Source organism: Kitasatospora sp. NBC_00070, assembly GCF_045041205.1.
Classification (GTDB): domain Bacteria; phylum Actinomycetota; class Actinomycetes; order Streptomycetales; family Streptomycetaceae; genus Kitasatospora.
On the sequence record NZ_CP108247.1, the window covers coordinates 5,685,897 to 5,711,554 of the forward strand.

Sequence of the window (25,658 nt, forward strand, 5' to 3'; positions counted from 1 at the left end):
GCCTTTGGCAGGTGCTCCGCCCGCTACGGAGTCAGGGGCTCGGGTCAGTTGCGCTCCGGGCTCAGCCATCAGGGGCTCGGGGAACTGCGACGCCGGCCTCGTTCAAGGTGATCGTCGCGTGGGTGGTCAGGGACTTTCGCAGTGACCCGAACGCCAGATCTCCTCGCAGTTCCCCGAGCCCCTGGGTAGTCGACGGCTGAGCGCCTGCCTGCAGCGCAGCCCCGAGCCCCTGGGCCGTAGCACCGGAGCGTCTGCCAAAAGCTAAGCACCTGCGTCCGCAAGGGTGATTTGGTGGTTGGTAGTACTGGTGTCAGCTCCTGTGCGGGTGGTGGGTCGAACTACGCTTCCCGGACGGGGCCCCGGTGCGGGCCCGTCGGCTGACCGGTCGGGAGTGGCGCAGGTGGCGAGGAAGACGGCGACGATGGACGCACGGCCCGCCCCGGTTCCCGGTCAACTGCCTGAGGGGCCGGGGCTGTTCGTCGGCAGGGGGGCCGAGCTCGCGGCGTTGGCGGCGGCCCGGGGACGAGTGGTGGCGGGGCGCTGCCCGCTGTTGGTGGTGGCGGGGCGGCCGGGGTCGGGGCGGACCTCACTGGCCGTCAGGTTCGCCGCGTCGGTGGCGGAGGAGTACCCGGACGGGGTGCTGTTCGCCCGGCTGTCGGCGCCGGACGGGACCAGGGTGGCGCCCGGGACGGTGGCGCGGCGGCTGCTGGAGCAGCTGGGCGAGCCGGCCGTGGGAGCGCTTCCGACGGGGGAGGAGGAGGGTGAGGACGACCCCGCCTGTGCGGCGGTGCGGGCGGCGGTGAGCGGCCGCCGGGTGCTGCTGGTGCTGGACGACGCGCGGGATTCGGGCCAGCTCTGGCCGTTGCTGGCCAAGGCGCCGGAGGTGCTGGTGGTGGCCACCACGGCGGGGCCGCTGACCGGGATCGAGGGGATCGACCCGGTGATCCTGGGCGGGCTGTCCCAGTCGGCGTCGGTGGAGCTGTTGAGCGGCCTGGTGGGTGGCACCAGGATCGGCTGCGACCCGGTCGGCGCCGCCGGCCTGGCGGAGAGCTGTGCCTGCCGGCCGACCGCGCTGCGGCTGATGGCGGGCTGGCTGCGGGCCGCCCCCAAGGCGGCGGTGACCGATGCGGCCCGGGAACTGTCCGAGGCGGTCGGGGTGCGGACGCCCCCGGCGTCGGAACGCCGGAAGAAGCGCCGGGGCAAGGCCGAGGCGGACCGGGCGGAGCCCGCGGCGACCGAAGAGCCGACCGCCGAGGGCCCCGTACCGGTGCCGGACGGTGACCCGCTGGGGGCGGCGTTCACGCTGCTGCACCGGTCGCTGCCGGCGGCCGAGGCGCGGATGCTGCGGATGCTCACCCTGGCGCCCGCGCAGTCGGCCGATCTGCGCACCGCCTCGGCCCTGGTGGGCTGCCCGGCACCGGAGGCGGGCGTGCTGCTGGAGAAGCTGACGGCGCGTGAACTCCTGGACCGGGAGGGCGAGTCGGCGGACGGAACGCCCCGGTACCGGGTGCCCGGGCGGCTGTACGGGCGGCTGCTGGCGCTGCGGGCGGAGCTGGACCGGCCGTCCGAGGTGGAGCTGGCCAGGGCGCGGCTGTTGGAGCGGCTGGTCCGGCTGGTGGACTCAGCCCGGGCGCTGCTCGACCCGGCCGCCGGGCCCGGCCCCGACCCGCTGCCGGGGCCGCTGCGGCTGCGCACCCCGGCGCTGGCCCGGCTCTGGCTGACCGAGCGCAGGGGTGAGCTGCTGGGCGCGGTCGGGGACGCGATCGGCCGGGCGGATCTGGACGGTTCGGCCGGCCGGCTGGTGACCGCGCTGCTGCGGGCCCTGCCGCTGACCGGCCAGGCCGCCCCGGCGGACCTGTACGAGCTGCACGGGCTGGTGCTGAAGGTGGCCGAGCGGAGCGGGAACCGCCGCCGGGCCGCCGCCGCGCTGCTCAACCTGGCCGATCTGCAGGCGGCGGCGGGCCGCTGGGAGGTGGCCGCCGACCGCTACCGGGCCGCGTTGGACCAGGGCCGGGCGGTGGACGACGAGGTGGCCTGTGCCCGTGCCCTGGAGGGCGTGGCGGAGAGCCGGCGGGCGCTCGGCGACCCGGTGCGCGCCGCCGACTGGTACGGCCGGGCGCTGGAGCTGCGGCAGGGGCTGGGCGATCACCGGGCCGAGGCCAGGCTGCTGGCCAGGACGGCCGAGGCGCACCTGGCGCAGCGCCGGTTCGAGGAGGCCGAGCGAGAGTACCGGGCGGCCCTGGCGGTGCTGCGGCGACTGGGCGACGAGCGGGGGCAGCGGGGGGTGACGACGGCCCTCGAACACCTGCGGGAACTGGTCGAAGCCGAGCGGGGCCGGACGACTTCGGAGTGATGTCCGGAAGGTCGCTTTGAACCCGGTTTGCCAGACCATGTGGAGTGCAAGCCTACGAATCTGCCAATGTGGCCAGCAGATTTATTCAGTTTGGAAGGCTGACGGATCACCTGGGCTTCATTACACTCGACCATAGTCGCGTAGCGAAGCGTGCCCCGGCGTCTCCGGAGGTCTCCACGTGCGCGTTGCCCGCCGGTGTTCTCCGGCCGGGCCCCAGAGGCAAAAGGGACGTGTTCAGTCGTGAAGGTCGGCATCCCCCGCGAGGTCAAGAACCACGAGTACCGCGTGGCCATCACGCCCGCCGGCGTGCATGAGCTGGTCCGTAACGGACACGAGGTCGTCATCGAGGACAACGCCGGTCTCGGCTCCTCGATCCCCAACGAGGAGTACGTGGCCGCCGGTGCCACCATCCTCCCCACGGCCGACGAGGTGTGGGCGGCCGCCGACCTGCTGCTGAAGGTCAAGGAGCCGATCGCGCAGGAGTACCACCGCCTGCGCAAGGGCCAGACCCTCTTCACCTACCTGCACCTGGCCGCCGGCAAGGCCGGCACCGACGCGCTGGTCGCCTCCGGCACCACCGCGATCGCGTACGAGACCGTGCAGCTCCCGAACGGCGCCCTGCCGCTGCTCGCCCCGATGTCCGAGGTCGCGGGCCGGCTGGCCCCGCAGGTCGGCTCGTACCACCTGATGCGCCCGGCCGGCGGCCGCGGCACCCTGCCCGGTGGCGTGCCCGGCACCCACGCGGCCAAGTGCGTGGTCATCGGCGGCGGCGTCTCCGGCTGGCACGCCGCCACCATCGCGATCGGCATGGGCTACGAGGTGACCCTGCTGGACCGCGACATCAACAAGCTGCGCGAGGCCGACAAGATCTTCGGCACGAAGATCAAGGCCATCATGTCCAACGCGTACGAGCTCGAGAGCGCGGTGCTCGAGGCCGACCTGGTGATCGGCGCCGTGCTGATCCCGGGCGCCAAGGCCCCGAAGCTGGTCACCAACGAGCTGGTCTCCCGGATGAAGCCGGGCTCCGTGCTCGTCGACATCGCGATCGACCAGGGCGGCTGCTTCGAGGACTCCCGCGCCACCACGCACGCCGAGCCGACCTTCCCGGTCCACAACTCGGTCTTCTACTGCGTGGCCAACATGCCGGGCGCCGTTCCGAACACCTCCACCTACGCGCTGACCAACGCGACGCTGCCGTACGTCGTCGAGCTGGCCAACCGGGGCTGGAAGGACGCGCTGCGCCGCGACGCCGCGCTGGCCAAGGGCCTGAACGTGCACGAGGGCCAGATCACCTACGGCGCCGTGGCCGAGGCCTTCGGCCTGCCGTCGGTCTCGCTGGAGAGCGTGCTCGCCTGACCTGCTGACACCCCGTCAGCAACCCGTCGAACGCCCCCGGCCGGCTCCCCTCCGGCCGGGGGCTTCGGCGTGCCCGGCCGCTGCCCCGATCGACGGATGTCGACAATTCGGGGTGGTCGGGTGACCGTGTCAATTTATGTGCTCGCTGTCACCCGGCGCAGAAACGTCAGGTGCGTACGGCCTCACAGCCCTTGACAGTGACCGGTCCAGTGGCCGACACATCCGGCCCACTACCGTGGATTGTGTTGCTGCGAACGCCGCGGACAGCCTAGAGTCGCAAACCGTCGGCATGCTGCCACGCTGACGAATCGACAACAGTCCTGGATGCCCAAGGAGGTAAGACGACTTGTGAATGAGTCGACATTTGCTCCCGGGGGTGGTCAGCCGGGACTGGCGGAGCACTCGGTCGCGGTCCGTACCTTCGAGGCACGTCAGAACACCGCGCCTGCCACCACCAACGACGAGACCGATCTGCCGTCACACGGCCTGGCCTACGGCGACTTCGCGTACGGCTCCTACGACGACCCCGACGCCGAGTACGAACCGGACCCGGAGTACGCCGCGACCCTCGCCCCCGACGCCGCCCGCCAACGCCGCGAGCGCGTCGGCCCGACCGGTCGTCCGCTGCCCTACTTCCCGATCCCCGCGCCGCTGGCCGAGCACGGTCCGGCGCAGATCATCGCGATGTGCAACCAGAAGGGCGGCGTCGGCAAGACCACGTCGACCATCAACCTGGGTGCCGCGCTGGCCGAGTACGGCCGCCGGGTCCTGCTGGTCGACTTCGACCCGCAGGGCGCGCTCTCGGTCGGCCTCGGGGTCAACCCGATGGAACTCGACGTCACGGTCTACAACCTGCTGATGGAGCGGGGTCTGACGGCCGATGAGGTGCTGCTGAAGACCGCCGTGCCCGGCATGGACCTGCTGCCCTCGAACATCGACCTGTCGGCCGCCGAGGTCCAACTGGTCAGCGAGGTGGCCCGGGAGTCCGCACTGGCCCGGGCGCTGAAGCCGCTGCTGCCGGACTACGACTTCGTCATCATCGACTGCCAGCCCTCGCTCGGCCTGCTCACCGTCAACGCCCTGACGGCGGCTCACAGTGTCATCGTCCCGCTGGAGTGCGAGTTCTTCGCGCTGCGCGGGGTGGCGCTGCTCACCGAGACCATCGAGAAGGTCTGCGAGCGGCTCAACCCCGACCTGCGGCTCGACGGCATCCTGGCCACCATGTACGACTCGCGCACCGTGCACAGCCGCGAGGTGCTGGCCCGGGTGGTCGAGGCGTTCGGCGAGCACGTCTTCCACACCGTGATCGGACGGACCGTCAGGTTCCCCGAGACCACCGTGGCGGGCGAGCCGATCACCACGTACGCGACCAACTCGGTCGGCGCCGCCGCCTACCGCCAGCTCGCCAGGGAGGTGCTCGACCGGTGCCGCCCCGCCGAGTGAGTCTCCCGGGTGCCGACGAGCTGTTCCGGACCACCGGCGGGATGGCGCTGTCGCCGTCCCTGAGCCGGCCCGAGGCACCCCGCACGGAGACCGCCCGGAACGCCGAGCAGGGCGGTCCGGTGGCGGAGGTCCCGCAGGCCAGGCCCGAGCCGCAGCCCGCCGCCGAGGAGACCCCGGGGGAGGCCGCCCGGCGGCCCCGCCCCCGGGGCCGGGCCCCGCGCCGCCCGAGCGGGCGGGAGCGGCACGACGAGAAGATCACCGTGTACGTCTCCGCCGAGGAGCTGATGGACCTGGAGCACGCCCGCCTGGTGCTCCGGGGCGAACACGGCCTCGCGGTCGACCGCGGCCGGGTGGTCCGGGAGGCGATCGCGGTCGTCCTCGCCGACCTGGAGCAGCGCGGCGAGGCCAGCATCCTGGTCCGCAGGCTCCGCGGGCGCTGAGCTCAGGTCGCACCACCAGGGGCTCGGGGCTCCGCTGATGTGCGGCTCCGCCGCGTGGGCGACGCCGGCCTCGGGAACGTGAGCCGACGCGCTTGGTCAGGTACTTTCGCAGTGACCCCGGCGCCAGATCTCCTCGCAGTTCCCCGAGCCCCTGGACCGTAGGACTGGGCGCCCTGCCTACGGTGCAGCCCCGAGCCCCTGGATCCGAAGATGGCTGAGCACACCGCGTTCCAGGTGCGGCTGGAGAACTTCGAGGGCCCGTTCGACCTGCTGCTGGGGCTGATCGCCAAGCACAAGCTGGAGATCACCGAGCTGTCGCTGTCGACCATCACCGACGAGTTCATGGCGCACATCCGCGCGATGGGTCCGGACTGGGACCTCGACGTGGCGACCGACTTCCTGGTGGTCGCCGCCACCCTGCTGGATCTCAAGGCGGCTCGGCTGCTGCCCGCCGCCGAGGTGGAGGACGAGGAGGACCTCGCCCTGCTGGAGGCCCGCGACCTGCTGTTCGCCCGGCTGCTGCAGTACCGCGCGTACAAGCAGGTGGCCGCCGTGCTGGCGGACCGCTGGGCGGCCGAGGCGCGACAGCGGCCCCGCACCGTCGGGCTGGAGCCGCAGCTCGCCGGGCTGCTGCCCGAGGTGGTGATCAGCATCGGACCTGAGGGCTTCGCCAGGCTGGCGGCCAGGGCGATGGCGCCCAGGCCAAGGCCGGTGGTCTACGTCGACCACATCCACGCCCCGCCGGTCAGCGTCCGGGAGCAGGCGGCCCTGGTGGTCGAGCTGCTCCGCACCCTGGGCGAGGCCGACTTCCGCCGCCTGGTGGCCGACGCCGGGGACGACACCCTGGTCGTGGTGGCCCGCTTCCTGGCGCTGCTGGAGCTGTACCGGGAGCGGGTGCTGGACTTCGACCAGCCGGAGGCGCTGGGGGCGCTGACCGTCCGCTGGGTGGCCGAGGCCGACCGGCTGGTCGAGGTCACCGACGAGTTCGACCGCCCGCCGGAGCCGATCGAGAAGGAGCCGTCATGACCGAGGAGCCGTCACGGCCCGCCAGGCGCTCGCTGGGCGTCCCGGGGCAGTCCCGGGCCGAGGAGTGGCAGGAGTCCGTCTACGGGGCGGCGCAGGACGGCCACGAGTGGCCGGAGCCCGCCGCCGAGGTGCCCGGCCCGGCCGTCGAGCCGGCCGAGCCGTTCGACGGGCCGCCGGCGGTGCCGCTGCGGGCCGAGTTGGAGGCAATTCTGCTGCTGGTCGACGAACCGGCCACCGAGCGGCACCTGGCCGCCGTGCTGGAGCGTCCGGTCGCCGAGGTGACCGCGACCCTGCGCGAGCTGGCCGCCGAGTACACCGCCCAGGGCAGGGGCTTCGACCTGCGGTTCGTCGCGGGGGGCTGGCGCTTCTACACCCGGGCCGACTGCGCGCCGGCCGTCGAACGGTACGTCCTGGACGGCCAGCAGGCCCGGCTCACCCAGGCCGCGCTGGAGACGCTGGCGGTCGTCGCGTACCGGCAGCCGGTGTCGCGCAGCCGGGTCTCGGCGGTCCGTGGTGTGAACTGTGACGGCGTGATGCGTACCCTGGTACAGCGAGGACTGGTGGAAGAGACCGGCTCCGAGCCGGAAACAGGTGCAATCCTGTATCGGACGACGAACTACTTCCTGGAACGGATGGGGTTGCGCGGCCTGGAGGAACTCCCGGAGCTGGCGCCCTTCCTGCCCGAGGTCGACGACGTGGAAGCGGAGTCCCTCGAAGGCACGATGATCGCGGAGGCGGTCGCCGCCGCACGTGCGGACGGCAGGGAAGTGCAGTGAGGTCGGCCGGGCACGACGAGCACTTCCAGACGGAACACGACGTACGGATATTTTGATGCGTAGCAGTGGCAACGGCAGGAACAGCAGCGGCGGTGGCGGGAGCCAGGGCCGTGGCGGACAGGGCGGGGGCCGGGGCGGCGACTCCCGCGGCGGTTCGTCCTTCGGCGGCAGCGGTGGCGGCCGCAGCGGCGGCGCGCCCGGCGGCGGCCGCAGTGGGGGCGGCTCCTTCGGCGGCGGTGGCCGTGGTGGCGACTCGCGTGGTGGTTCGTCCTTCGGCGGGAGCCGGGGCGGGGACTCGCGCGGCGGTTCGTCCTTCGGTGGCGGCGGTCGCGGTGGCGACTCGCGCGGCGGCTCGTCCTTCGGCGGGAGCCGGGACGGGGACTCCCGTGGGGGTTCGTCCTTCGGTGGCGGCGGTCGCGGTGGCGACTCCCGTGGCGGCTCGTCGTACGGCGGGAGCCGGGACGGGCGCGGCGGCGGTGGCGGCTCCTTCGGCGGCGGCCGCAGCGGTGGCGGCTCGTACGGCGGTGCCCGCACCGGTGGCGGCTCCACCGGTGGCGACCGCCGGGACGACCGCCGGGACGACCGTCGGGACGACCGGCAGTACCCGGACCGTCCGCTCCGCCCGGAGGAGCGCAAGTACGACCGCCCCGAGTTCGGTGGCGGCCCGCATGCGTACCCCAACCGTGGCAGCGCCGCCCGCAAGCCCAGCCCGGCCCCCCGGCCGCGCCGTGAGGGCCAGGGCGCCCCGGGTGACCCGCGGCGTCAGCCGCAGCGGACCCGTGAGCTCCAGGGCAAGATCGAGGACGCGGTGCTGGCCCGGCACGAGCAGGGCCAGGGCGTGAAGGGCGGCAACGAAGAGGGCGAGCGCCTGCAGAAGGTGCTGGCGCGCGCCGGTATGGGCAGCCGTCGGGCCTGCGAGGAGCTGATCGAGCAGGGCCGGGTGTCGGTCAACGGCCGGCAGGTCACCGAGCAGGGCAAGCGGGTCCAGCCGGAGACCGACGAGATCAAGGTGGACGGCCTGACCGTCGCCACCCAGTCGTTCCTGTTCTTCGCGCTGAACAAGCCGGCCGGCGTGGTCTCCACCATGGAGGACCCGGACGGCCGGCAGTGCCTGGGCGACTACGTGAACAACCGGGAGACCCGGCTGTTCCACGTGGGCCGGCTGGACACCGAGACCGAGGGCATCATCCTGCTCACCAACCACGGCGAGCTGGCCCACCGGCTGACCCACCCCAGGTACGGCGTCACCAAGACGTACCTGGCCGCCATCCAGGGCCCGATCCCGCGTGACCTGGGCAAGACGCTGGCCAAGGGCATCGAGCTGGAGGACGGCTACGCCCGCGCCGACAGCTTCAAGGTGGTCTCCAACGTCGGCAAGAACTACCTGGTCGAGGTCACCCTGCACGAGGGCCGCAAGCACATCGTGCGACGGATGCTCTCCGAGGCGGGCTACCCGGTCGAGAAGCTGGTCCGGACCGCCTTCGGTCCGATCACGCTGGGCGACCAGAAGTCGGGCTGGCTGCGCCGCCTGACCAACCCCGAGGTCGGTCAGCTGATGAACGAGGTCGGTCTCTAGCACCGGTCGCCCCGGAGGGCCTCCCCGTCACACGGCGGGGAGGCCCTCCGGCGTACGGCGGGGTTGTGTGAGCCTGGCCGCATCCGGCTTGTCAGCTCAGGGACTCGTGGCGGAGGATGGCCAACGGACAGCGGCGCGCCGAATGGCGGATCTGCGCCACCAGGGGCGGTGGCGAGGGGGAGCCGGTGGGGGAAGGGAACAAGGTGCTCGACTCTTTCGGGGTGCTGGGCCTGGGACGGCCCGACGGCCAGGTGTACGCGGCGCTGGTGATAGCTCCGCAGTCGACTGCGGACGAGATCGCCACGCAGTGCGGCCTGACGCTGCAACAGGGCCACGCCGCGCTCGACCGGCTGGCCGAGCAGGGCATGATCACCCGCGCCCCGGTGGACCGGGAGCGCTACCTCGCGGTCGCCCCCGACGTGGCCATCGGCACCCTGATCGGCCACCGCGAGGCCCAGCTGCGCAGCGCCCGGGCGGAGATGCACCGCCTGATGGACGCGTTCCGGGAGGCGTCCCGGTTCACCGACCCCGCGCACTCGGTCGAGGTCCTGACGGGCGGTGAGGCGATCGCCCAGCGCCTGGAGCACCTGGTCGAGACGGCCCAGTACCAGGTACGTGGCTTCGACTGCCCGCCGTACATCCAGGACCCGGTGGCCAACCTGCCCCGCCAGCGGCAGCAGCTCAAGGCCGGGGTGCGGTTCCGCACCGTCTTCGACAAGGAGGCGGTGGCCTGGCCGGGGCGGCTGGAGAAGGAGATCCTGATCGGCGTCGCCGACGGCGAGGAGGCCCGGGTCAGACCGGTGCTGCCGATGAAGATGATGATGGCCGACGACCGGATGGCGATCATCCCGATCAGCGTCGGGGACGCGGTGCTGGACGCCGCGTACGTGATCCACCCGTCGGCGCTGTTGCAGGCGCTGGACGGGCTGTTCGAGGCGGAGTGGGAGCGGGCGGTCCCGCTGCAGGCCGCGATCGGTGACGGCGACGGTGGGCCGGGGCCCGAGGACGACCAGCGCAAGCTGCTCGGACTGCTGGCGGCGGGGCTCACCGACGAGTCGATCGCGCGGTCGCTCGGCTGGAGCGCCCGCACCACGCAGCGGCGGTTGCAGACCCTGATGCGGGAGCTCGGCGCGACCACCCGCTTCCAGGCCGGCATGGCCGCCCGCGAGCGGGGCTGGCTCTAGAGAGGCCCTCCGGGCATCAGCCGTCAGGGGCTCGGGGAACTGCGACGCCGACCCGTGCAAGGTGATCCGTCCGTGCGTGGTCGGGCACTTTCGCAGTGATACCCGCCGGCCACGAACCGTCGCCGTTCCCCGAGCCCCTGGGTGGTCGACTGCTGAGCCCCTGCCTAGCTCCAGGGGAGGAGCGTGGCCCAGTGGCCCGAGCTGTTGCGTTGGAGCTTCTCCAGGCCGAGCACCGCGGTGCGGTTGAGGCGGCCGTAGATGTGCGGGAAGCGGATGTCGGGGGTGGCGCCGGGCGGGGGTGCGCCGTTCGGGGGCTCCCACTTGATCATCGGCTCGACCAGCTTCTCCTCGATCAGCAGGGCCATCAGGGGATCCCGCGCGTCCCGGAAGAAGGCGTTGGCGACTGCGAGCAGGGTGGTCTCGTCCGCCGAGCAGTGGATGAAGCCGTCGGTCAGCAGGGAGGCGGCGGTGTACGGCCGTCCGGGGTCGCGCAGCCAGTCGTCCAGGGGTGCGAGATGGTAGATCATGGCTCCATTTTTACCGGAGCTGACGGCATTTCACCGGAGTTGACCGGGTGATCCGGGTTCAGAGTCCGGCCACCTTGGCCGTCGCCGAGATCTCGTAGACCAGGGTGACGGTGCGTCGGCCGCCCGGCGGCAGGGCGAGCTGCCAGTGGACGATGCCGTCGGGGTCGGGGCCGGAGGGGGCGGGGGAGCAGAGGTCGGTGCGCAGCCGGACCTCCACCGCCGCGACCTCGGAGACCGGGATCCGCTCCCGGACGGTGACCGGCCGGTCGGTGTGCTCGTCCGGGCCGGTGAAGCGGGACAGGTGCAGGCGGACCGTCCGGGTCTGCACGGTGCGGGAGGACAGGGCGCCCGCGCTGCTCCGGGCCTCCTCGGTCTCCCGGAGCACCCGGTAGGCGTCGGAGCTGCCGAAGGAGAGCTCGGCGGGGGCACCCGGGGCGGTGAACTCCAGCTCGGCGCGGCCGGTGAAGCCGCTGCCCAGCACCAGGTCGACCGGGCCGGCCAGCAGGGCGTGGCCGGTCGTGTTGGTGAACCGGGCCACCCGGGTGACCAGCGGGGAGAGTTCGGGGGCGCAGCGGTACTCGCTGGTGGCCGGGGCGGTGAAGGTGGTCAGCGGCACCCGGTGGGGGCGGCCGTCGCTCGGCACCCGGGCCGGGGACGGCGCCCGCAGCACCCGGACCTCGCCGCCGTCGTCCACGCCGGGCAGGCCGTCGGTGGCCGGGCCGGTGGAGCCGATCTCCTGCTCGCGGAGCTCGACCTCGACGGTCTTGCGCTCCTCGGTGGTGCGTGGACGGAGCGTCAGCACGTCCTCGGTGAGCCGGGGCGGTTCGCCCGCGAGGGCGGAGCGGGCGGTGGAGAGGGTGAGCCGGACGTCGGACCAGTCCTCGCCGGTGCGCTGCCAGACCACCGCGCCGGTCTCCAGGGTGAGGGCGCCGTCCTCGGCCAGGGTGGCCCGGTAGGCGGGGCGCCAGAGGGCGCACGGGGTGAGGTGGCTGACGGTGAGCCGGCCGGGGCCGCCGGGCGTGTCGACGGTCAGCTCCAGGAAGCCGAGCAGTTCGGCCGGCGCGGGCTCGGTCAGCTCCACCGCCGCCTCGGCCCGGAGCAGTTCGTCCTCGACGGTGATCAGCCGGGCGTCGGTGGCGCGCAGCCGCTCGCCGTACGTCTCGCGCTCGGCGTCCACCCGGTCCAGCTCGCGGGACCAGCGGGCCGGCTCGGTCTCGCCCTGCCCGGCGCCCTCGGCGATCTCCCGGAGCAGGTCGGTGGCCAGCTGGGCGAGCAGCGCCAGCCGGGCGGTCAGCCGGAGCCGTTCGGCGCCGAGCCCGGCCTGCTCCTGCTCCAGCTGGTGCACCCGGTGCCGGAGTTCGGAGTCGCCCTCGCCGGGCGGCGTCGGGGCGGGCGGGGTCCAGACCCGGGTGATCCGGGTGTCCAGCACGCTGCCGGTGGAGAGCTCGGCCCGCAGCGTGAGGTCGGCGGCCAGTGCGGTGACCGGGCCGAAGCGCAGCCGCTGGACGCCCGGGGCGAGGTCGAGCTCGGCGGAGCGTTCGACCAGGGCCCGGTCCTCCAGGCAGGTGACGGCCGTGACGGGGAGCGGGGTGGTGGCAGTGGTCATCGGTCAGTTCCTCCGGTCTCCGCCGTGCAGGGTCTGGGCGGCCGGGATGCGGATCTCGTAGCCGCCGTCCAGTTCGGCCCGGCCGTGGGCGGGCAGCTCGACCCGGCGGAGCCGGGTGCCGGGCGGGCAGTCCTCGGACGGTTCGTCAGGGGCGGACCAGCCCGGGCGCTCCTGGATCCGGACGTCCGGCTCGGCGGTCACCGGCACCCGTTCGCGGACCTCGACGGTGACCGCCTTGGCCAGCCGGTTGGCCAGCTCCAGGTGCACCCGGTGGTCGAGCACCAGGGTGTTGTTGCGCAGGCCCGCCGTCGACTCGTGCAGCTCGGTCCGCCGGGCCACCCGGACGCCTTCGGCCACCCCGAGCCCGAGCCGCCCGGTGGCGCCGGGGGCCAGCGTGGGCAGGGCGGCGGTCCGCAGGAAGTCGCCGTCCACCGTGACCTCGACCGGTCCGGCCAGCAGCGCCCGGTCGGTGGAGTTGGTGAGCAGCAGGGTGCCGTAGACGGTCTCCTCGACCGAGGGCACGCAGACGTACTCCGGGGTCACCGAGAGCGGGATCTCGCCGATGGTGACGGTGTGCCAGCCGCCGTCCGAGGGCAGGTCGACCGGGGCGGCGGTGTCGAACCGCTGGTCGAAGGAGCCGGCCGAGCGGCGCGGCGGCACGGCGTGCGGGGGGAGCGGGCCGGTGAGTTCGTGGCCGGCCCGGTGCTGGGTCGGGGCGGGGGTCAGCTGTCCCCGGCCCGGGCTGTGCGGACCTTGCAGGGTCAGCGCGGCGTAGTCCAGCCAGCCGGCGCCCGGGTGCGGCGGGGCGGGCTCCGGCGGCGGGCCGGACGGTGCCGGGGCGAACGAGGCCATGGCGGCCATCGACGCGGCCGGCGGGGCGGGTGCGGGCGGGCCGCCGTAGCCCGGCGCGCCGCCGCCGTAGCCCACCGGGGCGCTGCCCGGGGCCTGCGGGAGTTCGTCCCGGGCCGTCGCGGCCCGGGACCGCAGCGGCGACACGCTCTTGCGCTGCACGGTCTTCTCCTCGCCAGGCGCGGCGGCGGCGCGACTCCCGAAGCGGACGTCGGAGCTCTTGGCGCTCAGCCTGATCTGTTGCAGGAACGCCTGGTCGAACCCCCGGAACAGCTCGTCGAGCCCGGGCGGGGCCTCCCGCCAGCCGGACGGGGCCGGGGTGGCCTGGCGGCGGCCGATCCGGACCGACTGCAGCCGGGGCAGGTCGGTCCGGCGCTGCAGGTCGGCGGTGGAGAGGGCGAGGCGGACGCCCGTCCAGTCCTCACCGGTCGCCTGTGCCACCGAGGCCCGCAGCACCAGCTGTCCGCCGGGGTCGCCCTGACGGTGGCTCAGCCGGTAGGTGGGCACCCAGCGGGCGCCGGGGACGCCGTACTCCAGCTCCAGGTCCACCGGGCCGGCCGCCGGGCCGTCGGCGGTCAGCGTGAGCAGGACGGTCGCGGTGGTCGCGGTCGGGGCGGTGTGCTCGGTGTCGGGTGCCGAGTCCAGCCGGTCCTGGGCGAGCTGGAGGGTGTGCTCGGCGAGCTTGCACTGCTCGGTCAGCCGGGCCGCGTCGGCCTGCAGCCCGGTCAGCCGGGCGGCCACGAAGTCGGCCAGCTCCAGCCAGGCGTCGGCCGGGGTGCGGCGGTGCGGCTCCTCCCGGCGGCGGGGCGGCGGGACGGCGCGCAGCGCGGTCAGCTCGGCGATCCGCTCCTCGGCCCGGCGCGCGCGGGCCCGGGCGGCGTCGTACTCCTGCCGGGCCAGGTCGCAGGCGCGGCGCAACTCGGGGGTCCGGTCGGGGGAGCGGAGTTCGGCCGCGTACTCGACCCTGGCCTCGGTCACCCGCCAGCCGGCGCCCCGGACGGTGGCCCGGACCGACGACGGGTCCAGGGTCAGGGGCAGACCGGTCAGCCGGAGCCGTCCGTCCGCCGGGACCGCCCCGTACGCCCGCCGTCGGCAGAGCGCCCCGGTGGCGTACACCACCACCTCGTCCAGTACCGACTCCACTCGGACCCCTTCCGCCTGCCTGGTCAGCGCGGCCCAGTCTGCCCCGGTCGTCGGGCGCTGTCAGTGGTTTTCCCGCCCCGCGCGTCGGCCGGGCCTGGCGGGCACCGTCACCCGGTTGGGTTCCGAGGGTCGCCGGGAGTCCGGAGGTGTCCAAGGCTTGGCCCCAACTGACCGGTGCTACCTGGAGGTTCCGCGTGACCGTCTCCGCCGATCTCGACAAGCTGCTCGACAAGGCCTACGAGAACCTGACCCTGACCGAAGTCCTGGACGCCCCGGTGGCGGCCATCGCCGGTCTCACCGACGCCCACGGCGAGGCGCTCGCCGCGCTGAAGATCAAGACCATCGGTGACCTGGGTCGGAACAAGCACGTCCGGGCCGCCGTCGCGCTCGCGGACCTGGGCGACCGGGCGAAGTGACCTCTGGGCGCGGCCTGCGGGTCGCGCCCCCCGTGGCCGGGCCCCGCCGTGGAGGCGTCGGGCCCGGCCGGTGCGTCCGGGCGACGGGCCGGACCTGACACCATCCGGACGGTGGCCGCCGCCGGGGCCTCCGGTGCGAGAGGATTGCCCCGACCCTGGCCCTACCGCCTTCAGGAGACGCACCCGTCATGCGCACAGTCGCCGTAGTCGGCACCGGACTGATCGGCACCTCCGCCGCGCTCGCCCTGACGGGGCGTGGGCTGCACGTGTACCTGGAGGACGCCGACCCGGACGCGGCCCGGACGGCGGCGTCGCTCGGGGCGGGCACCACCGAGCCGCCGGAGGGCCCGGTGGACCTGGCGATCATCGCGGTGCCGCCTGCGCTGGTCGGGAAGGTGCTGGCGGACTGTCAGCGCCGGGGCCTGGCGCGCTGGTACACCGACGTGGCCAGCGTGAAGGAGGGCCCCCGGGCCGAGGTGGCCGCGCTCGGCTGCGACACCGTGAACTACATCGGCAGCCACCCGATGGCGGGCCGGGAGCGCTCCGGGCCGCTGGCGGCCCGGGCCGACCTGTTCGAGGGGCGCCCGTGGGTGCTCACCCCGACGGCGGACACCGACACCGAGACGCTGAACGCGGCGCTGGAGCTGGTCGCGCTCTGCGGCGCGATGCCGATCGTGATGGACTCGGCCGCGCACGACCGCGCGGTCGCGCTGGTCTCGCACGCGCCGCAGCTGTTCTCCTCGCTGGTGGCCGCCCGGCTGGAGCACGCGGACGAGACCGCCATAAGGCTGTCCGGCCAGGGTGTCCGGGACGTCACCCGGATCGCCGCCTCCAACCCCGCGATGTGGGTGGACATCCTGTCGGCGAACGCCGGCGTGGTGGCCGAGATCCTGGAGGAGCTGGCGGGCGACCTGACCGAGACGGTCGGCGCGCTGCGGGCCATGCAGGCCGGCGACGAGAGCGAGCGGCGGGCCGGTGCGGCGGGCATCGAGGCCGTGATGCGCCGGGGCAACACCGGCCAGGCCCGGATCCCGGGCAAGCACGGCGCCCCGCCCACCCGGTACGAGACGGTCGCGGTGGTGCTGGGCGACCAGCCGGGCGAGCTGGGGCGCCTGTTCGGCGAGGTCGGCGCGCTCGGGGTGAACATCGAGGACGTGGTCATCGAGCACTCGTCCGGACAGCAGGTCGGCTTCGTCCAGCTCGCGGTGGCACCGTCGGCGGTCAAGCGGCTCATCGTCGCGCTGCGGGCGCAGGGCTGGAGCGTCCGGGACTGACCCGTCGTCAGCCGGCCCGGCTCAGAGCGAGCTCAGGAACTCCCGCACCGCGGCCGTGAAGCCGACCGGGTCGATCTCGTGCACGAAGTGGTCGGTCTCCAGGCTGACCAGCCGGGTGCCCGGTCGGCGGTCGGCCATCGCGTCGGCCAGCTCCTGGGACAGGCAGGGGAACTTGCTGCCGCGCACCAGCAGGGCGGGGCAGTCGCTGCCGAGCCAGTCGGACCAGTGGTCGCCGCGCACCAGCTCCTCGGAGCGCACGGTGTCCGCCGGGTGGAACGGCAGCCGCCAGCCGCCGAACGGGAGCTCGCGGAGCCGGTCGCCGACCATCGGGGCCAGCGGGCCGAGCGCGCTGACCAGCTCCTCCCGGGTCGGAGCCGTCCACGGCATCTTCAGCACGAAGGACAGCGGGCTCGGCCCGGTCGGCAGCTCGGCCGGGCCCTCCTCGTTGATCAGGGCGCTGACCAGCTCCGGGTGCCGGGCCGCCAGCTGGTACGCGGTGATCCCGCCGCCGGAGTGGCCGAGCACCGGGACCGGCCCGAGGTCGAGGTGGTGCAGCAGCGCCACCAGGTCCGCCAGGTAGCCCTCCCGGCTGTACTCGTCGGCGCGGTCCGAGTCACCGTGCCCGCGCTGGTCCGGCGCGATCACCCGCCACTCCGGGCCCAGCTGCTGCGCCACCGCGGCGAAGCTGAGGCCCTCCGAGACGTGCCCGTGCAGGGCGAGCAGCGGCCGGCCCGTACCGCCGAAGTCGAGGTAGGACAGGCGGCGGCCCGCGAGATCCAGCTCGATGCGGGTGGGGGCGGTGGTGGTCTCGATCACGGTCATGGGCATGGTGTGGCTCCTCCTCGATCGGCCTCGGGCGACTCCAACTCTAGGGGAGATACATACGTTTGTCCAAGACTCTTGTACAAGACCTCCGTCTAATACAAACGTATTGATTTGCGGGGGTCAGCCCCAGCGGGGAACCGGGGGTCAGCCGGTTGGACGGGCCGCGGCGCAGGTGCTGGAGTGGTCGGCCACCACCTCGCCGACCACCGGGACGGCCGCCACCTGGGGGGAGCAGACGGCGCTGGCGGTGAGACTCCAGCCGGCGGGGGCCTGGGCGACGTCCCCGATGGTGTTGTTGCTCGCGGCGTGGCCGGGGGCGGCGGCGCCGGTCAGGGCGGCGAGGGCGAGGGCCGCTCCGGTGATCGTTCGCTTCATGGCCGGTCCAACGAGAGCGGGGGCCGACGGTCACTGGGCCGGGACCACGGCGCGGGTCGACTAACCTTGGGGGAGTTCCCGCCCAGATTCAGTAGAGAGGTTCGCGCCGTGGACACTGCCGACCGAGGAGGAGCCCCGGTCGTCGTCGCCATCGACGGACCTTCCGGCTCCGGCAAGTCGACCGTCTCCCGGGCGGTCGCCGCCCGGCTCGGGCTGAGCTTCCTGGACACCGGCGCGATGTACCGCGCGATGACCTGGTGGATGCTGGCCAACGGGGTCGACGTCACCGACGCCGACGCGGTGGCCGTCGCCTGCGGCAAGCCGGTGATCGTCTCCGGCACCGACGCGGCCGGGCCGACCATCACGGTGGACGGCCAGGACGTCTCCGGGCCGATCCGCGGCCAGCAGGTCACCTCGCAGGTGAGCGCCGTCGCCGCGGTCCCGCAGGTGCGGGCCCGGCTGGTCGAGCTCCAGCGCGGCTGCGCCGAGGTGGCCGAGCGCGGCATCGTCGCCGAGGGCCGGGACATGGGCTCGGTGGTGTTCCCGGACGCCACCGTCAAGGTCTTCCTGACCGCATCGGAGACCGCGCGCGCCGAGCGCCGGGCCGCTGAGCTGCGGGCCAAGGGCCTGGACGAGGCGACCATCACCGCGATGGCCGCCGACCTGGCCCGCCGGGACGCGGCCGACTCCAACCGGGCGACCGCCCCGCTCACCCAGGCCGCCGACGCGGTCCTGGTGGACACCAGCGAGCTGACGCTGGAGCAGGTGATCGACACCATCTCCGGCCTGGTCGAGCAGCGGGCCGGGCTCTCCGCGGTCTGACGACCGCCCACACTCTCGCGTCCGCCGGAACGAACCGGCGGCTCGCACCGCGCTGCCCCCCGGGGCAGGTACGCACGGCGCATCCCTGGGAAGGGACGGGCCGGGAAACGGAAGTACGCAAGCATGACGAACGACACCAACGGCGCGCTGGACGACGCCGACTACGCGGAGTTCCTGGCGCTCGCCGCCGAGGAGGGCTTCGAGGGCGAGGACCTCGACGGCCTGAACGAGGGCCCGATGCCGGTGCTGGCCGTGGTCGGCCGCCCGAACGTCGGCAAGTCGACCCTGGTGAACCGCATCATCGGCCGCCGCGAGGCGGTCGTCGAGGACAAGCCCGGCGTCACCCGGGACCGGGTCAGCTACGAGGCGACCTGGAACGGCCGCCGGTTCAAGGTGCTGGACACCGGTGGCTGGGAGATCGACGTCCTGGGCCTGGACGCGATGGTGGCCGCGCAGGCCGAGCTCGGCATCGAGACCGCCGACGCGGTGCTCTTCGTGGTGGACGCCAACGTCGGCGCCACCGACACCGACGAGGCCCTGATCAAGATCATCCGGCGGGCCGGCAAGCCCACCGTGCTGTGCGCCAACAAGGTGGACGGTCAGTCCACCGAGGTCGAGGCCACCTACCTCTGGTCGCTCGGCCTGGGCGAGCCCTACCCCGTCTCGGCCCTGCACGGCCGCGGCTCCGGCGACCTGCTGGACGCCGTGATGGCCGCCCTGCCGGACGCCCCGCCGCAGACCTTCGGCGTCCCGACCGGCGGCCCCCGCCGGGTGGCGCTGATCGGCCGGCCGAACGTCGGCAAGTCCAGCCTGCTCAACAAGGTCGCCGGCGAGGAGCGGGTGGTCGTCAACGAGCTGGCCGGCACCACCCGTGACCCGGTCGACGAGATGATCGAACTCGGCGGCAAGACCTGGAAGTTCGTCGACACCGCCGGTATCCGCCGCCGGGTGCACCTGACCGCGGGCGCGGACTTCTACGCCTCGCTGCGCACCTCTGCCGCGCTGGAGAAGGCCGAGGTCGCGGTGGTCCTGGTGGACGCCAGCGAGACCCTCGCCGAGCAGGACACCCGGATCATCACGATGGCCGTCGAGGCCGGCCGGGCCGTGGTGATCGCGTACAACAAGTGGGACCAGATCGACGAAGAGCGCCGTTATTACCTCGAGCGCGAGATCGAGAAGGACCTGGTCCAGGTCCAGTGGGCGCCCCGGGTCAACGTCTCGGCGAAGACCGGCCGCCACATGGAGAAGCTGGTCCCGGCGATCGAGACCGCGCTGGCCGGCTGGGAGACCCGGATCTCCACCGCCCGTCTGAACGCCTTCCTCGGCGAGCTGGTGGCCGGTCACCCGCACCCGGTCCGCGGTGGCAAGCAGCCGCGCATCCTGTTCGGCACCCAGGCCGGCGTCAAGCCGCCGCGGTTCGTGCTGTTCGCCTCCGGCTTCCTGGAGGCCGGTTACCGCCGCTTCGTCGAGCGCCGCCTGCGGGAGGAGTTCGGGTTCGTCGGGACGCCGATCTCGATCTCCGTGCGGGTGCGGGAGAAGCGCAAGCGCACCAAGTAGGTCATGACACGACGAAGGGGCCGGGCGGCGTTCGCCCGGCCCCTTCGTCGTACCTCAGTACCCGGCCGGGGGCAGCGAGAGCATGCTGCGGTGGCGGCCGCCGACCGCCGGGGAGAGGTAGCCGGTGGCCACCCAGCCCTGGCCGGTGGCGGGGCTGCTCGACTGGGCCGGCATGAACTGCGGGGTGCCCTGCGCGTGACCCGGGTAGGTGTGGAAGGTCTGCTGCTGCGGCGGGTACTGCTCGGCCCGCCCGGCGGCGTACGGGTCACGGGTGGCGAACCCGGTGAAGCGCAGGTCCTCCTCGCCGGTCCGGTCGCCGGGCAGGGCCCGGAAGAGACGGCGGTACTCCGAGTACAACGCGTCGTAGATCGGGGTCGGCGAGGTGGGGTTCTCCGCGTCGTACGACGGGCGCATACCCGGGATGGGACGGCTCGTGGGCTGGCGGTGGGCGGCGGCGACCTCGTAGCTGTACACGTAGGACCCAACGAGTGAGAGCGGCATGAGATGCGGGGGCACTCCGTGTGGCTTGGGGCCTTTCGCAGGTGGTTCGGGAGGGTCAGGGGCTCGGGGAACTGCGACGCCGGCCTCGTGCAAGGTGATCCGTTCAGGGGTGGTCGGGGACTTTCGTAATGACCCCGGCGCCAGATCTCCTCGCAGTTCCCCGAGCCCCTGGACCGTAGACCCGGAGCGCTTGCCACAGGCGGGGTGGCTCAGGTGCCGGCGAGGGGGAGGGAGGCGGCGACCAGGAGGCCGCGGGCGGTGGCGCGGTCGAGGGCCTGGCGGAGCAGGTCCTCGCGGGGCTGGCGGCCGATGGTGCCGGCCGGGGCGGCGTACATGGTGACGGCGGAGAGCTGGCGGGCGGCGGAGCGCCAGGCTTCGGTGACCTGGAGCGGCTGGTGGGCCTGCCACCAGGCGGCGTTGGTGCCGGTCGGGGTGGGGTGCAGGATCGCGTGCAGCTGGCCCATCGCCATCAGCACCGACCAGCCGGGCAGCTGGGCGGGGGCCTTGTTGACGTCCTCGACGAACTGGAAGCCCTGCTCGGTGAGCAGGTCGAGGAACTCGTCCTCGCCGGTGGTGTTGCCGGGGCGGCCGACCGCGCCGGTCGGCTCGATCACCAGGGCGGCGTGCCCGGTGTCGCCGCAGAGCACCAGGCCACAGGTGATGCCGAGGACGGCGGGCTGGCCGGTGCTGGAGACCGAGGGCTGCCCGGCCACCGGGGCGGCCGGGGCCGGGACGGGCGCAGGGGCCTGGGCCTGGCTGATGCTGCGGACGGCGCCGGCCAGCTGCTCCTCGGAGACCGGGACCACCTGGGAGGGGATGCAGCGGGAGTGGGCGAAGGCCAGCACCGCCGTCTCGTCGGCGACGAAGAGCACCGTGCTGGTGGCCTCCCGGCTGGAGTCGCCGGGGGTTCGGCAGGAGGTGCAGTCGTAGCTGTCGGGCGCGTGGGCGCCGGCGAGCAGACTGTCTGCCTCGTCGTCACCGATTTCGGCGCGGACCTCGTCGCTGACTTCGAGCATGCGCGGCACGGGGGACTCCTCGGTTGGTCGTGGGGGTGGCGCGGGCACGCCCGATCGCCATTACCAACGGGCCGTTGTGGCTGCGGTCACGGGTCCGAGTGATCGTGACGGGATTTGCCCCGAATCCGACTGCGCTGCGTGGAGCAGAGGTCACAATCTGTCGACATTGTGCGCGAGCTCACAGGGCCTCGAATGTGACCCAGGCCACTCGGGGTAGAGGTTTGATCATGGAATGAGGGCCCAAAGCGGACATTCAACCCACATTTACTTGATCTTTACTGCCGGTAACAGGCGGCTGAGCTGGGTAAACCCGAAAACGTTTGGAGCCTGTCGATCCGGCTCGTAGCTTCGTAACCAGTGCAACGAGCACTACCCGGGTTCACCTCCCGGTGCACGGCCCCCGGTTCCCACCGGTGCGGCAGGTGCCCACCAGCGTGACTCGCCCTCAGGGCGGCGCAGGTGTGCGGGAGGTTGCCGGGGCGGCGGGCACGTTGATTCCTAGACGTGCACGGCCGTCTTGCGGACGCGGCAGACGAAATCACGCTCTTCCAGGGCTTGGTTCCGCATGCCTGCCCGGGATTGTCGAGAGGATACTCATGACCTTCCGTAACGAGACCGCCGCTGCCACCACCGCCGTCAAGCGCAACCGCGTTCGGCTGGCTGTCATGGGCGGCGTCATCGCCGCCCTGCCCGTGGCCGGCCTCGTCACGGCCAACTCGGCCTCCGCCGCCTCGGTCTCCACCTGGGACCAGGTCGCGCAGTGCGAGTCCACCGGTAACTGGAGCATTGCCAACGGCAACGGCTTCTACGGTGGCCTGCAGTTCACCTCCAGCACGTGGGCCGCCTTCGGCGGTACCTCCTACGCCCCGCAGGCCAACCAGGCCACCAAGGCCCAGCAGATCGCGGTCGCCGAGAAGGTGCTCGCCTCGCAGGGTCCCGGCGCCTGGCCGGTCTGCTCCGTCAAGGCCGGTCTGACCAAGGGCGGCGCCGCTGCCGACGTCGACACCTCGGCGAGCAGCAGCAACTCCTCCTCCAACAAGGCCTCGCGCTCCGAGACCCGTGCCCAGGCGCCGAAGAGCACCCCCACGGTCGCCCCGAAGACCGAGACCAAGGCCGCCGCGGCCCCCAAGGCCGAGGTCAAGGCCGCCGCGCCGAAGGCCGAGACCAAGGCTGCCGCCCCCAAGGCGGAGACCAAGGCCCCCTCGGCTCCGGCCAAGTCCAACGGTGGCAACTACACCATCAAGAGCGGCGACACCCTGAGCAAGATCGCCGCCGACAAGGGCCTGGACTGGAAGACGGTCTACAGCAACAACGCCTCCGTCCTCGGTGGCAACCCGGACCTGATCTTCCCGGGCCAGGTCATCTCGCTCTGATCACCGCCCGACGCTCAGTGAGCTGAGCAGACAGCGCATCGGCAACGGCCGCCCGCTCCCTCGTGGAGCGGGCGGCCGTCGTGCGTCGTCGTCCGGACGGACCGGCCGCGGTGCCGAGGGGCCGGGGCCGTGCCTTCATGAGGCCATGCGACCGATACTGCTGCCGACCCTCGCCACCGCCCTGCTCACCGCCGCCGCGCTCGTCCCCGGCGTGCTGCCCGCCGCTGCGGCGAACTCCGTCCCGGACACCACCTGGGAGCGGCTGGCCCGCTGCGAGAGCGACGGCGACTGGCACGCCGACACCGGCAACGGCTACTACGGCGGCCTGCAGATCTGGCCGCCGAGCTGGCAGGAGGCGGGCGGGCTCCGGTTCGCCGACCGGCCGGACCGGGCACCGCGCCGGCACCAGATCACCGTGGCCGAGGAGATCCGCCGCGAGCAGGGCTGGGAGGCGTGGGGGCACTGCGCCCGGGAGCTCGGCCTGCTCCGCTGACCCGCCCGGCCGGGCTGCCAGGATGGAGCCATGGAACTCTTCCCGCGCGAGCGGGCCGACCCGGCGCCCGGGGTGGTGCACCTGCCGGACTGGCTGAGCCCCGCCGAGCAGCACGACCTGGTCGCGGCCTGCCGGGAGTGGGCCCGGCCGCCGGCCGGGATGCGGACGGTACGGATGCCGAACGGCGGCGAGATGTCGGTCCGCTCGCTCTCGCTGGGCTGGCACTGGTACCCGTACCGCTACGTCCGGACGGTGGCGGACGGCGACGGTTCGCCGGTCAAGCCGTTCCCGCCGGTGCTGGGGGAGCTTGCCCGGCGGGCGCTGGCCGACGCGTACGGCCCCGAGCCGACCGGGATCGCGGGCACGGCCGACTACCGGCCGGACATCGGGGTGGTGAACCACTACGCGCACGGCGCGCAGATGGGCCTGCACCAGGACAAGGACGAACGGTCCGACGCGCCGGTGGTCTCGCTCTCACTCGGTGACGGCTGCGTGTTCCGGCTGGGCAACACCGAGACCAGGACCAGGCCGTGGACCGACCTCGAACTCCGCAGCGGTGACCTGCTGGTCTTCGGCGGCCCGATGCGGTTCGCCTACCACGGCGTGCCGCGCACCCACCCCGGGACGGCCGATCCGGCCCTCGGTCTGGTCGGCCGGCTGAACCTCACGATCCGTCAGTCCGGCCTGGTTTAGTCCCGGGTCGGTGACGGTTCGGCGGCCGGGATCGCGAGCGGAGGCTCACGTTCACTAGGGTGTCGCCGACAGTTGACCGAGTGCGGCCGATTCGTGGGGGCGAAACCTTGTCATCGCAACTGAACGTGGATCCAGCGGAGCTGGACAGCGCGGCCAAGGTGGTCACCGACCTCAGCGGCGACCTCAGGCCGGTCTCCGACCGGGCGGTCAAGGACGCCGACGAGGCGTCCTCCTCAACCGCCGGCTGGTCGGTCTCCGCCCAGCTGGGCCAGATCGCGGACAGCTGGCGCACCGCGCTGACCGGTCTGCACCGGTCGATGGACGGCAACGCGGACGCACTCACCGGCACGGCCGCACAGTACCGGAGCAACGAGCAGTTGGTCGCCTCCTCGATGAAGGTGGGCTGACGCGATGGCCGGCAGCTACGCGCTTCTGATGAAGCAGAACTTCGGTGACCTGGAGGCCGCCGCGGCCTCCTGGCGCAAGCTCGGCGAGGGCAGCGGCGAGGCCCAGTCCCGCCATCGCGGTCAGGTGAGCGGTGCGCTGCGCCGGTCCGGCTGGGCGGGCGACGACGCCGACGCGGCGTACGGGAAGCTGGAGCGGGCCGAGGAGCAGCTCGGCATCGTGAACGCCGAGGCGATGGCGATCGCGGTCACCATCGACACCGTGCACCAGCGGATGTCCGCCGCCCAGCAGGAGCTGCGGTCCGCCGTCTCGGAGGCGGAGAGCAACAACTACCAGGTGGACGACGACGGTTGGGTCACCGGGCCGCAGCTGGACCCGGTGGCGCGGCACGACCCGGACGCCCAGGAGATCAACCGTCAGCAGAACGCCCGGCTGGGCGAGTTCAGGCAGCGGATCGAGGACGCGGTGCGCAAGGCCGAGCAGGCCAGCGCCGACGGCGCGGCCTCGTTGGGCCAGTTGAACGGTGACGTGGTCAACGCGGACAGCGCCAAGGCGCAGGCGGAGGTCGCCAACGACGTGGCCGGGATGCGGACCTCGCTCGGGCTGGCCTCGGTGGTGCCGAACAACGACAATCCGGCGGACAACGCCAAGTGGTGGAACTCGCTGACCCAGCAGCAGCAGCGCGAGTACCTGGCGCTCTACCCGGCCGAGGTCGGCAACCGCAACGGCATCCCGAGCGAGATCCGCGACGTGGCCAACCGGGCCCAGCTGGAACAGCAGTTGGACCTGAACCGGGCGGACACCTCGGACGACGGCAAGAAGCGGATGCAGGCACTTCAGGACCTCAAGAACCGCCTGGACAAGGAGGATCACGACCCCAAGGGGCCTGAGGTCTTCCTGATCGGCCTCGACCCGAAGGACGACGGCCAGGCCATCGTGGCCTTCGGCAATCCGGACACCGCGAAGAACACGGCCGTCTACGTCCCCGGGACCACGGCCGAGCTGGCCGGGATCGGCGGCGACCTGGACCGGATGAAGAACCTGCACACCGCGTCGGAGCAGTTCAGCGGCCCGGGCCAGACTTCGACGATCATGTGGCTCGGCTACGACGCGCCCGACTCGGTGGTCAAGGACGCACCGTTCGACAACTACGCGGAGGACGGCGCTCCCAAGCTGGACCGCTACGTGGACGGACTCGGTGTCACCCACGACGGCGGGCCGCGGCACACCTCGGTGATCGGCCACAGCTATGGTTCGGTCGTGGTCGGAGAAGCCGCCAAGAACGGCAACGGCCTGGCCGTGGACGAGATCATCGTGGCGGGCAGCCCCGGGATGCACGTCCAGCACGCGAAGGACCTGAACATCGACCCGAAGCACGTCTGGGCGGCCGAGGCGGACGGGGACCCCGTCCCCGAGCTCGGGGTGCTCAAGCACGGTCGGGGCGGATGGTTCGACTTCCCCAACACCCCGACCTCGGACGACTTCGGCGCGAATCAGATCAGCACCGACGGCAACCACGGCCACAGTGAGTACTGGGAGAACAACGACGAACCGCACAGCGCCCTGCGGAACCAGGCGGCGATCGTCACCGGCAGCTACGGCCAGGTCGACCTGAAGGATTGAGCGGCT

General features: G+C 73.0%; 24 protein-coding genes. 17 read left to right on the forward strand and 7 right to left on the reverse strand.

Features of this window, described 5'->3' with window-relative positions; translation table 11 throughout:
• Positions 1-421: 421 nt before the first annotated feature.
• The 8 genes from OHV05_RS26010 to OHV05_RS26045 all read left to right on the forward strand — a co-directional run bounded on the left by OHV05_RS26010 (position 422) and on the right by OHV05_RS26045 (position 10,154).
• A complete protein-coding gene (locus OHV05_RS26010; protein WP_405019791.1) occupies positions 422-2,353 on the forward strand; it encodes a tetratricopeptide repeat protein in 1,932 nt (643 codons plus the stop codon).
• Between the two features lie 240 nt (positions 2,354-2,593).
• A complete protein-coding gene (gene ald, locus OHV05_RS26015) occupies positions 2,594-3,709 on the forward strand; it encodes an alanine dehydrogenase (RefSeq protein WP_405019792.1) in 1,116 nt (371 codons plus the stop codon).
• A 348-nt stretch (positions 3,710-4,057) separates the two neighbouring features.
• Entirely contained in the window at positions 4,058-5,152 is a 1,095-nt protein-coding gene (locus tag OHV05_RS26020) for a ParA family protein (RefSeq protein ID WP_403041116.1), read from the forward strand.
• On the forward strand, positions 5,149-5,592 hold the full coding sequence (locus tag OHV05_RS26025) for a hypothetical protein (RefSeq protein ID WP_405019793.1): 444 nt from the start codon (positions 5,149-5,151) through the stop codon (positions 5,590-5,592). The genes OHV05_RS26020 and OHV05_RS26025 overlap by 4 nt, the downstream gene beginning before the upstream one ends.
• Positions 5,593-5,802: 210 nt before the next feature.
• On the forward strand, positions 5,803-6,618 hold the full coding sequence (locus OHV05_RS26030) for a segregation and condensation protein A (protein ID WP_405019794.1): 816 nt from the start codon (positions 5,803-5,805) through the stop codon (positions 6,616-6,618).
• Positions 6,615-7,394, forward strand: coding sequence for an SMC-Scp complex subunit ScpB (gene scpB, locus OHV05_RS26035; RefSeq protein ID WP_405019795.1), 780 nt, complete (start codon positions 6,615-6,617; stop codon positions 7,392-7,394). Before OHV05_RS26030 ends, scpB begins: the two co-directional genes overlap by 4 nt.
• A gap of 55 nt (positions 7,395-7,449) precedes the next feature.
• On the forward strand, positions 7,450-8,970 hold the full coding sequence (locus tag OHV05_RS26040) for a pseudouridine synthase (protein WP_405019796.1): 1,521 nt from the start codon (positions 7,450-7,452) through the stop codon (positions 8,968-8,970).
• Between the two features lie 116 nt (positions 8,971-9,086).
• Positions 9,087-10,154 carry a helix-turn-helix domain-containing protein gene (locus OHV05_RS26045; protein ID WP_405019797.1) on the forward strand — a complete coding sequence of 356 codons (1,068 nt, stop codon included), beginning with the start codon at positions 9,087-9,089 and terminating at the stop codon, positions 10,152-10,154.
• A 164-nt stretch (positions 10,155-10,318) separates the two neighbouring features.
• Here the strand turns inward: OHV05_RS26045 and OHV05_RS26050 are convergent, their stop codons facing one another.
• The 3 genes from OHV05_RS26050 to OHV05_RS26060 are packed head-to-tail and all read right to left on the reverse strand — an operon-like array spanning position 10,319 to position 14,279.
• Positions 10,319-10,681: a DUF952 domain-containing protein gene (locus OHV05_RS26050; RefSeq protein WP_405019798.1), complete on the reverse strand. Its 363-nt coding sequence runs from the start codon at positions 10,679-10,681 to the stop codon at positions 10,319-10,321.
• A gap of 58 nt (positions 10,682-10,739) precedes the next feature.
• A complete protein-coding gene (locus OHV05_RS26055) occupies positions 10,740-12,287 on the reverse strand; it encodes a DUF4139 domain-containing protein (protein WP_405019799.1) in 1,548 nt (515 codons plus the stop codon).
• Positions 12,288-12,290: 3 nt separating this feature from the next.
• Positions 12,291-14,279 carry a DUF4139 domain-containing protein gene (locus tag OHV05_RS26060; protein ID WP_405019800.1) on the reverse strand — a complete coding sequence of 663 codons (1,989 nt, stop codon included), beginning with the start codon at positions 14,277-14,279 and terminating at the stop codon, positions 12,291-12,293.
• Positions 14,280-14,473: 194 nt separating this feature from the next.
• Between OHV05_RS26060 and OHV05_RS26065 the strand changes: the two genes are divergently transcribed.
• Both OHV05_RS26065 and OHV05_RS26070 read left to right on the forward strand, forming a co-directional pair.
• A complete protein-coding gene (locus OHV05_RS26065; protein WP_403041125.1) occupies positions 14,474-14,695 on the forward strand; it encodes a hypothetical protein in 222 nt (73 codons plus the stop codon).
• Positions 14,696-14,883: 188 nt separating this feature from the next.
• On the forward strand, positions 14,884-15,969 hold the full coding sequence (locus OHV05_RS26070; protein ID WP_403041126.1) for a prephenate dehydrogenase: 1,086 nt from the start codon (positions 14,884-14,886) through the stop codon (positions 15,967-15,969).
• A gap of 21 nt (positions 15,970-15,990) precedes the next feature.
• Here the strand turns inward: OHV05_RS26070 and OHV05_RS26075 are convergent, their stop codons facing one another.
• Together OHV05_RS26075 and OHV05_RS26080 are read right to left on the reverse strand one after the other, a co-directional pair.
• Positions 15,991-16,797, reverse strand: coding sequence for an alpha/beta fold hydrolase (locus OHV05_RS26075; RefSeq protein WP_403041127.1), 807 nt, complete (start codon positions 16,795-16,797; stop codon positions 15,991-15,993).
• A gap of 141 nt (positions 16,798-16,938) precedes the next feature.
• A complete protein-coding gene (locus OHV05_RS26080; RefSeq protein WP_405019801.1) occupies positions 16,939-17,169 on the reverse strand; it encodes a hypothetical protein in 231 nt (76 codons plus the stop codon).
• Positions 17,170-17,277: 108 nt separating this feature from the next.
• Here OHV05_RS26080 and cmk point away from each other — a divergent pair, with 108 nt between their 5' ends.
• Positions 17,278-17,991 carry a (d)CMP kinase gene (gene cmk / locus OHV05_RS26085; protein ID WP_405019802.1) on the forward strand — a complete coding sequence of 238 codons (714 nt, stop codon included), beginning with the start codon at positions 17,278-17,280 and terminating at the stop codon, positions 17,989-17,991.
• 123 nt (positions 17,992-18,114) lie between these two features.
• Positions 18,115-19,548, forward strand: coding sequence for a ribosome biogenesis GTPase Der (gene der, locus OHV05_RS26090; RefSeq protein ID WP_403041130.1), 1,434 nt, complete (start codon positions 18,115-18,117; stop codon positions 19,546-19,548).
• Positions 19,549-19,602: 54 nt separating this feature from the next.
• On the opposite strand, the gene OHV05_RS26095 is transcribed toward der, so the two are convergent.
• Positions 19,603-19,962 (reverse strand): hypothetical protein, encoded by a 360-nt coding sequence (locus OHV05_RS26095; protein ID WP_403041131.1) that lies wholly within the window; start codon positions 19,960-19,962, stop codon positions 19,603-19,605.
• 296 nt (positions 19,963-20,258) lie between these two features.
• The gene (locus OHV05_RS26100) at positions 20,259-21,074 is read right to left on the reverse strand and encodes a hypothetical protein (RefSeq protein ID WP_405019803.1); all 816 of its coding nucleotides are present in this window, start codon (positions 21,072-21,074) and stop codon (positions 20,259-20,261) included.
• Between the two features lie 587 nt (positions 21,075-21,661).
• On the opposite strand from OHV05_RS26100, the gene OHV05_RS26105 reads away from it, so the two are divergent.
• The 5 genes from OHV05_RS26105 (at position 21,662) to OHV05_RS26125 (ending at position 25,652) form a co-directional block, all read left to right on the forward strand.
• Positions 21,662-22,438, forward strand: coding sequence for a transglycosylase family protein (locus OHV05_RS26105; RefSeq protein ID WP_405019804.1), 777 nt, complete (start codon positions 21,662-21,664; stop codon positions 22,436-22,438).
• 145 nt (positions 22,439-22,583) lie between these two features.
• Positions 22,584-22,931, forward strand: a complete 348-nt coding sequence (locus OHV05_RS26110; RefSeq protein ID WP_403041134.1) for a transglycosylase family protein — start codon at positions 22,584-22,586, stop codon at positions 22,929-22,931.
• A 30-nt stretch (positions 22,932-22,961) separates the two neighbouring features.
• Positions 22,962-23,624, forward strand: coding sequence for an alpha-ketoglutarate-dependent dioxygenase AlkB family protein (locus OHV05_RS26115; protein ID WP_405019805.1), 663 nt, complete (start codon positions 22,962-22,964; stop codon positions 23,622-23,624).
• Positions 23,625-23,749: 125 nt separating this feature from the next.
• The gene (locus OHV05_RS26120; RefSeq protein ID WP_405019806.1) at positions 23,750-24,031 is read left to right on the forward strand and encodes a hypothetical protein; all 282 of its coding nucleotides are present in this window, start codon (positions 23,750-23,752) and stop codon (positions 24,029-24,031) included.
• Positions 24,032-24,059: 28 nt separating this feature from the next.
• A complete protein-coding gene (locus OHV05_RS26125; RefSeq protein WP_405019807.1) occupies positions 24,060-25,652 on the forward strand; it encodes an alpha/beta hydrolase in 1,593 nt (530 codons plus the stop codon).
• The last annotated feature ends 6 nt before the right edge of the window (positions 25,653-25,658 follow it).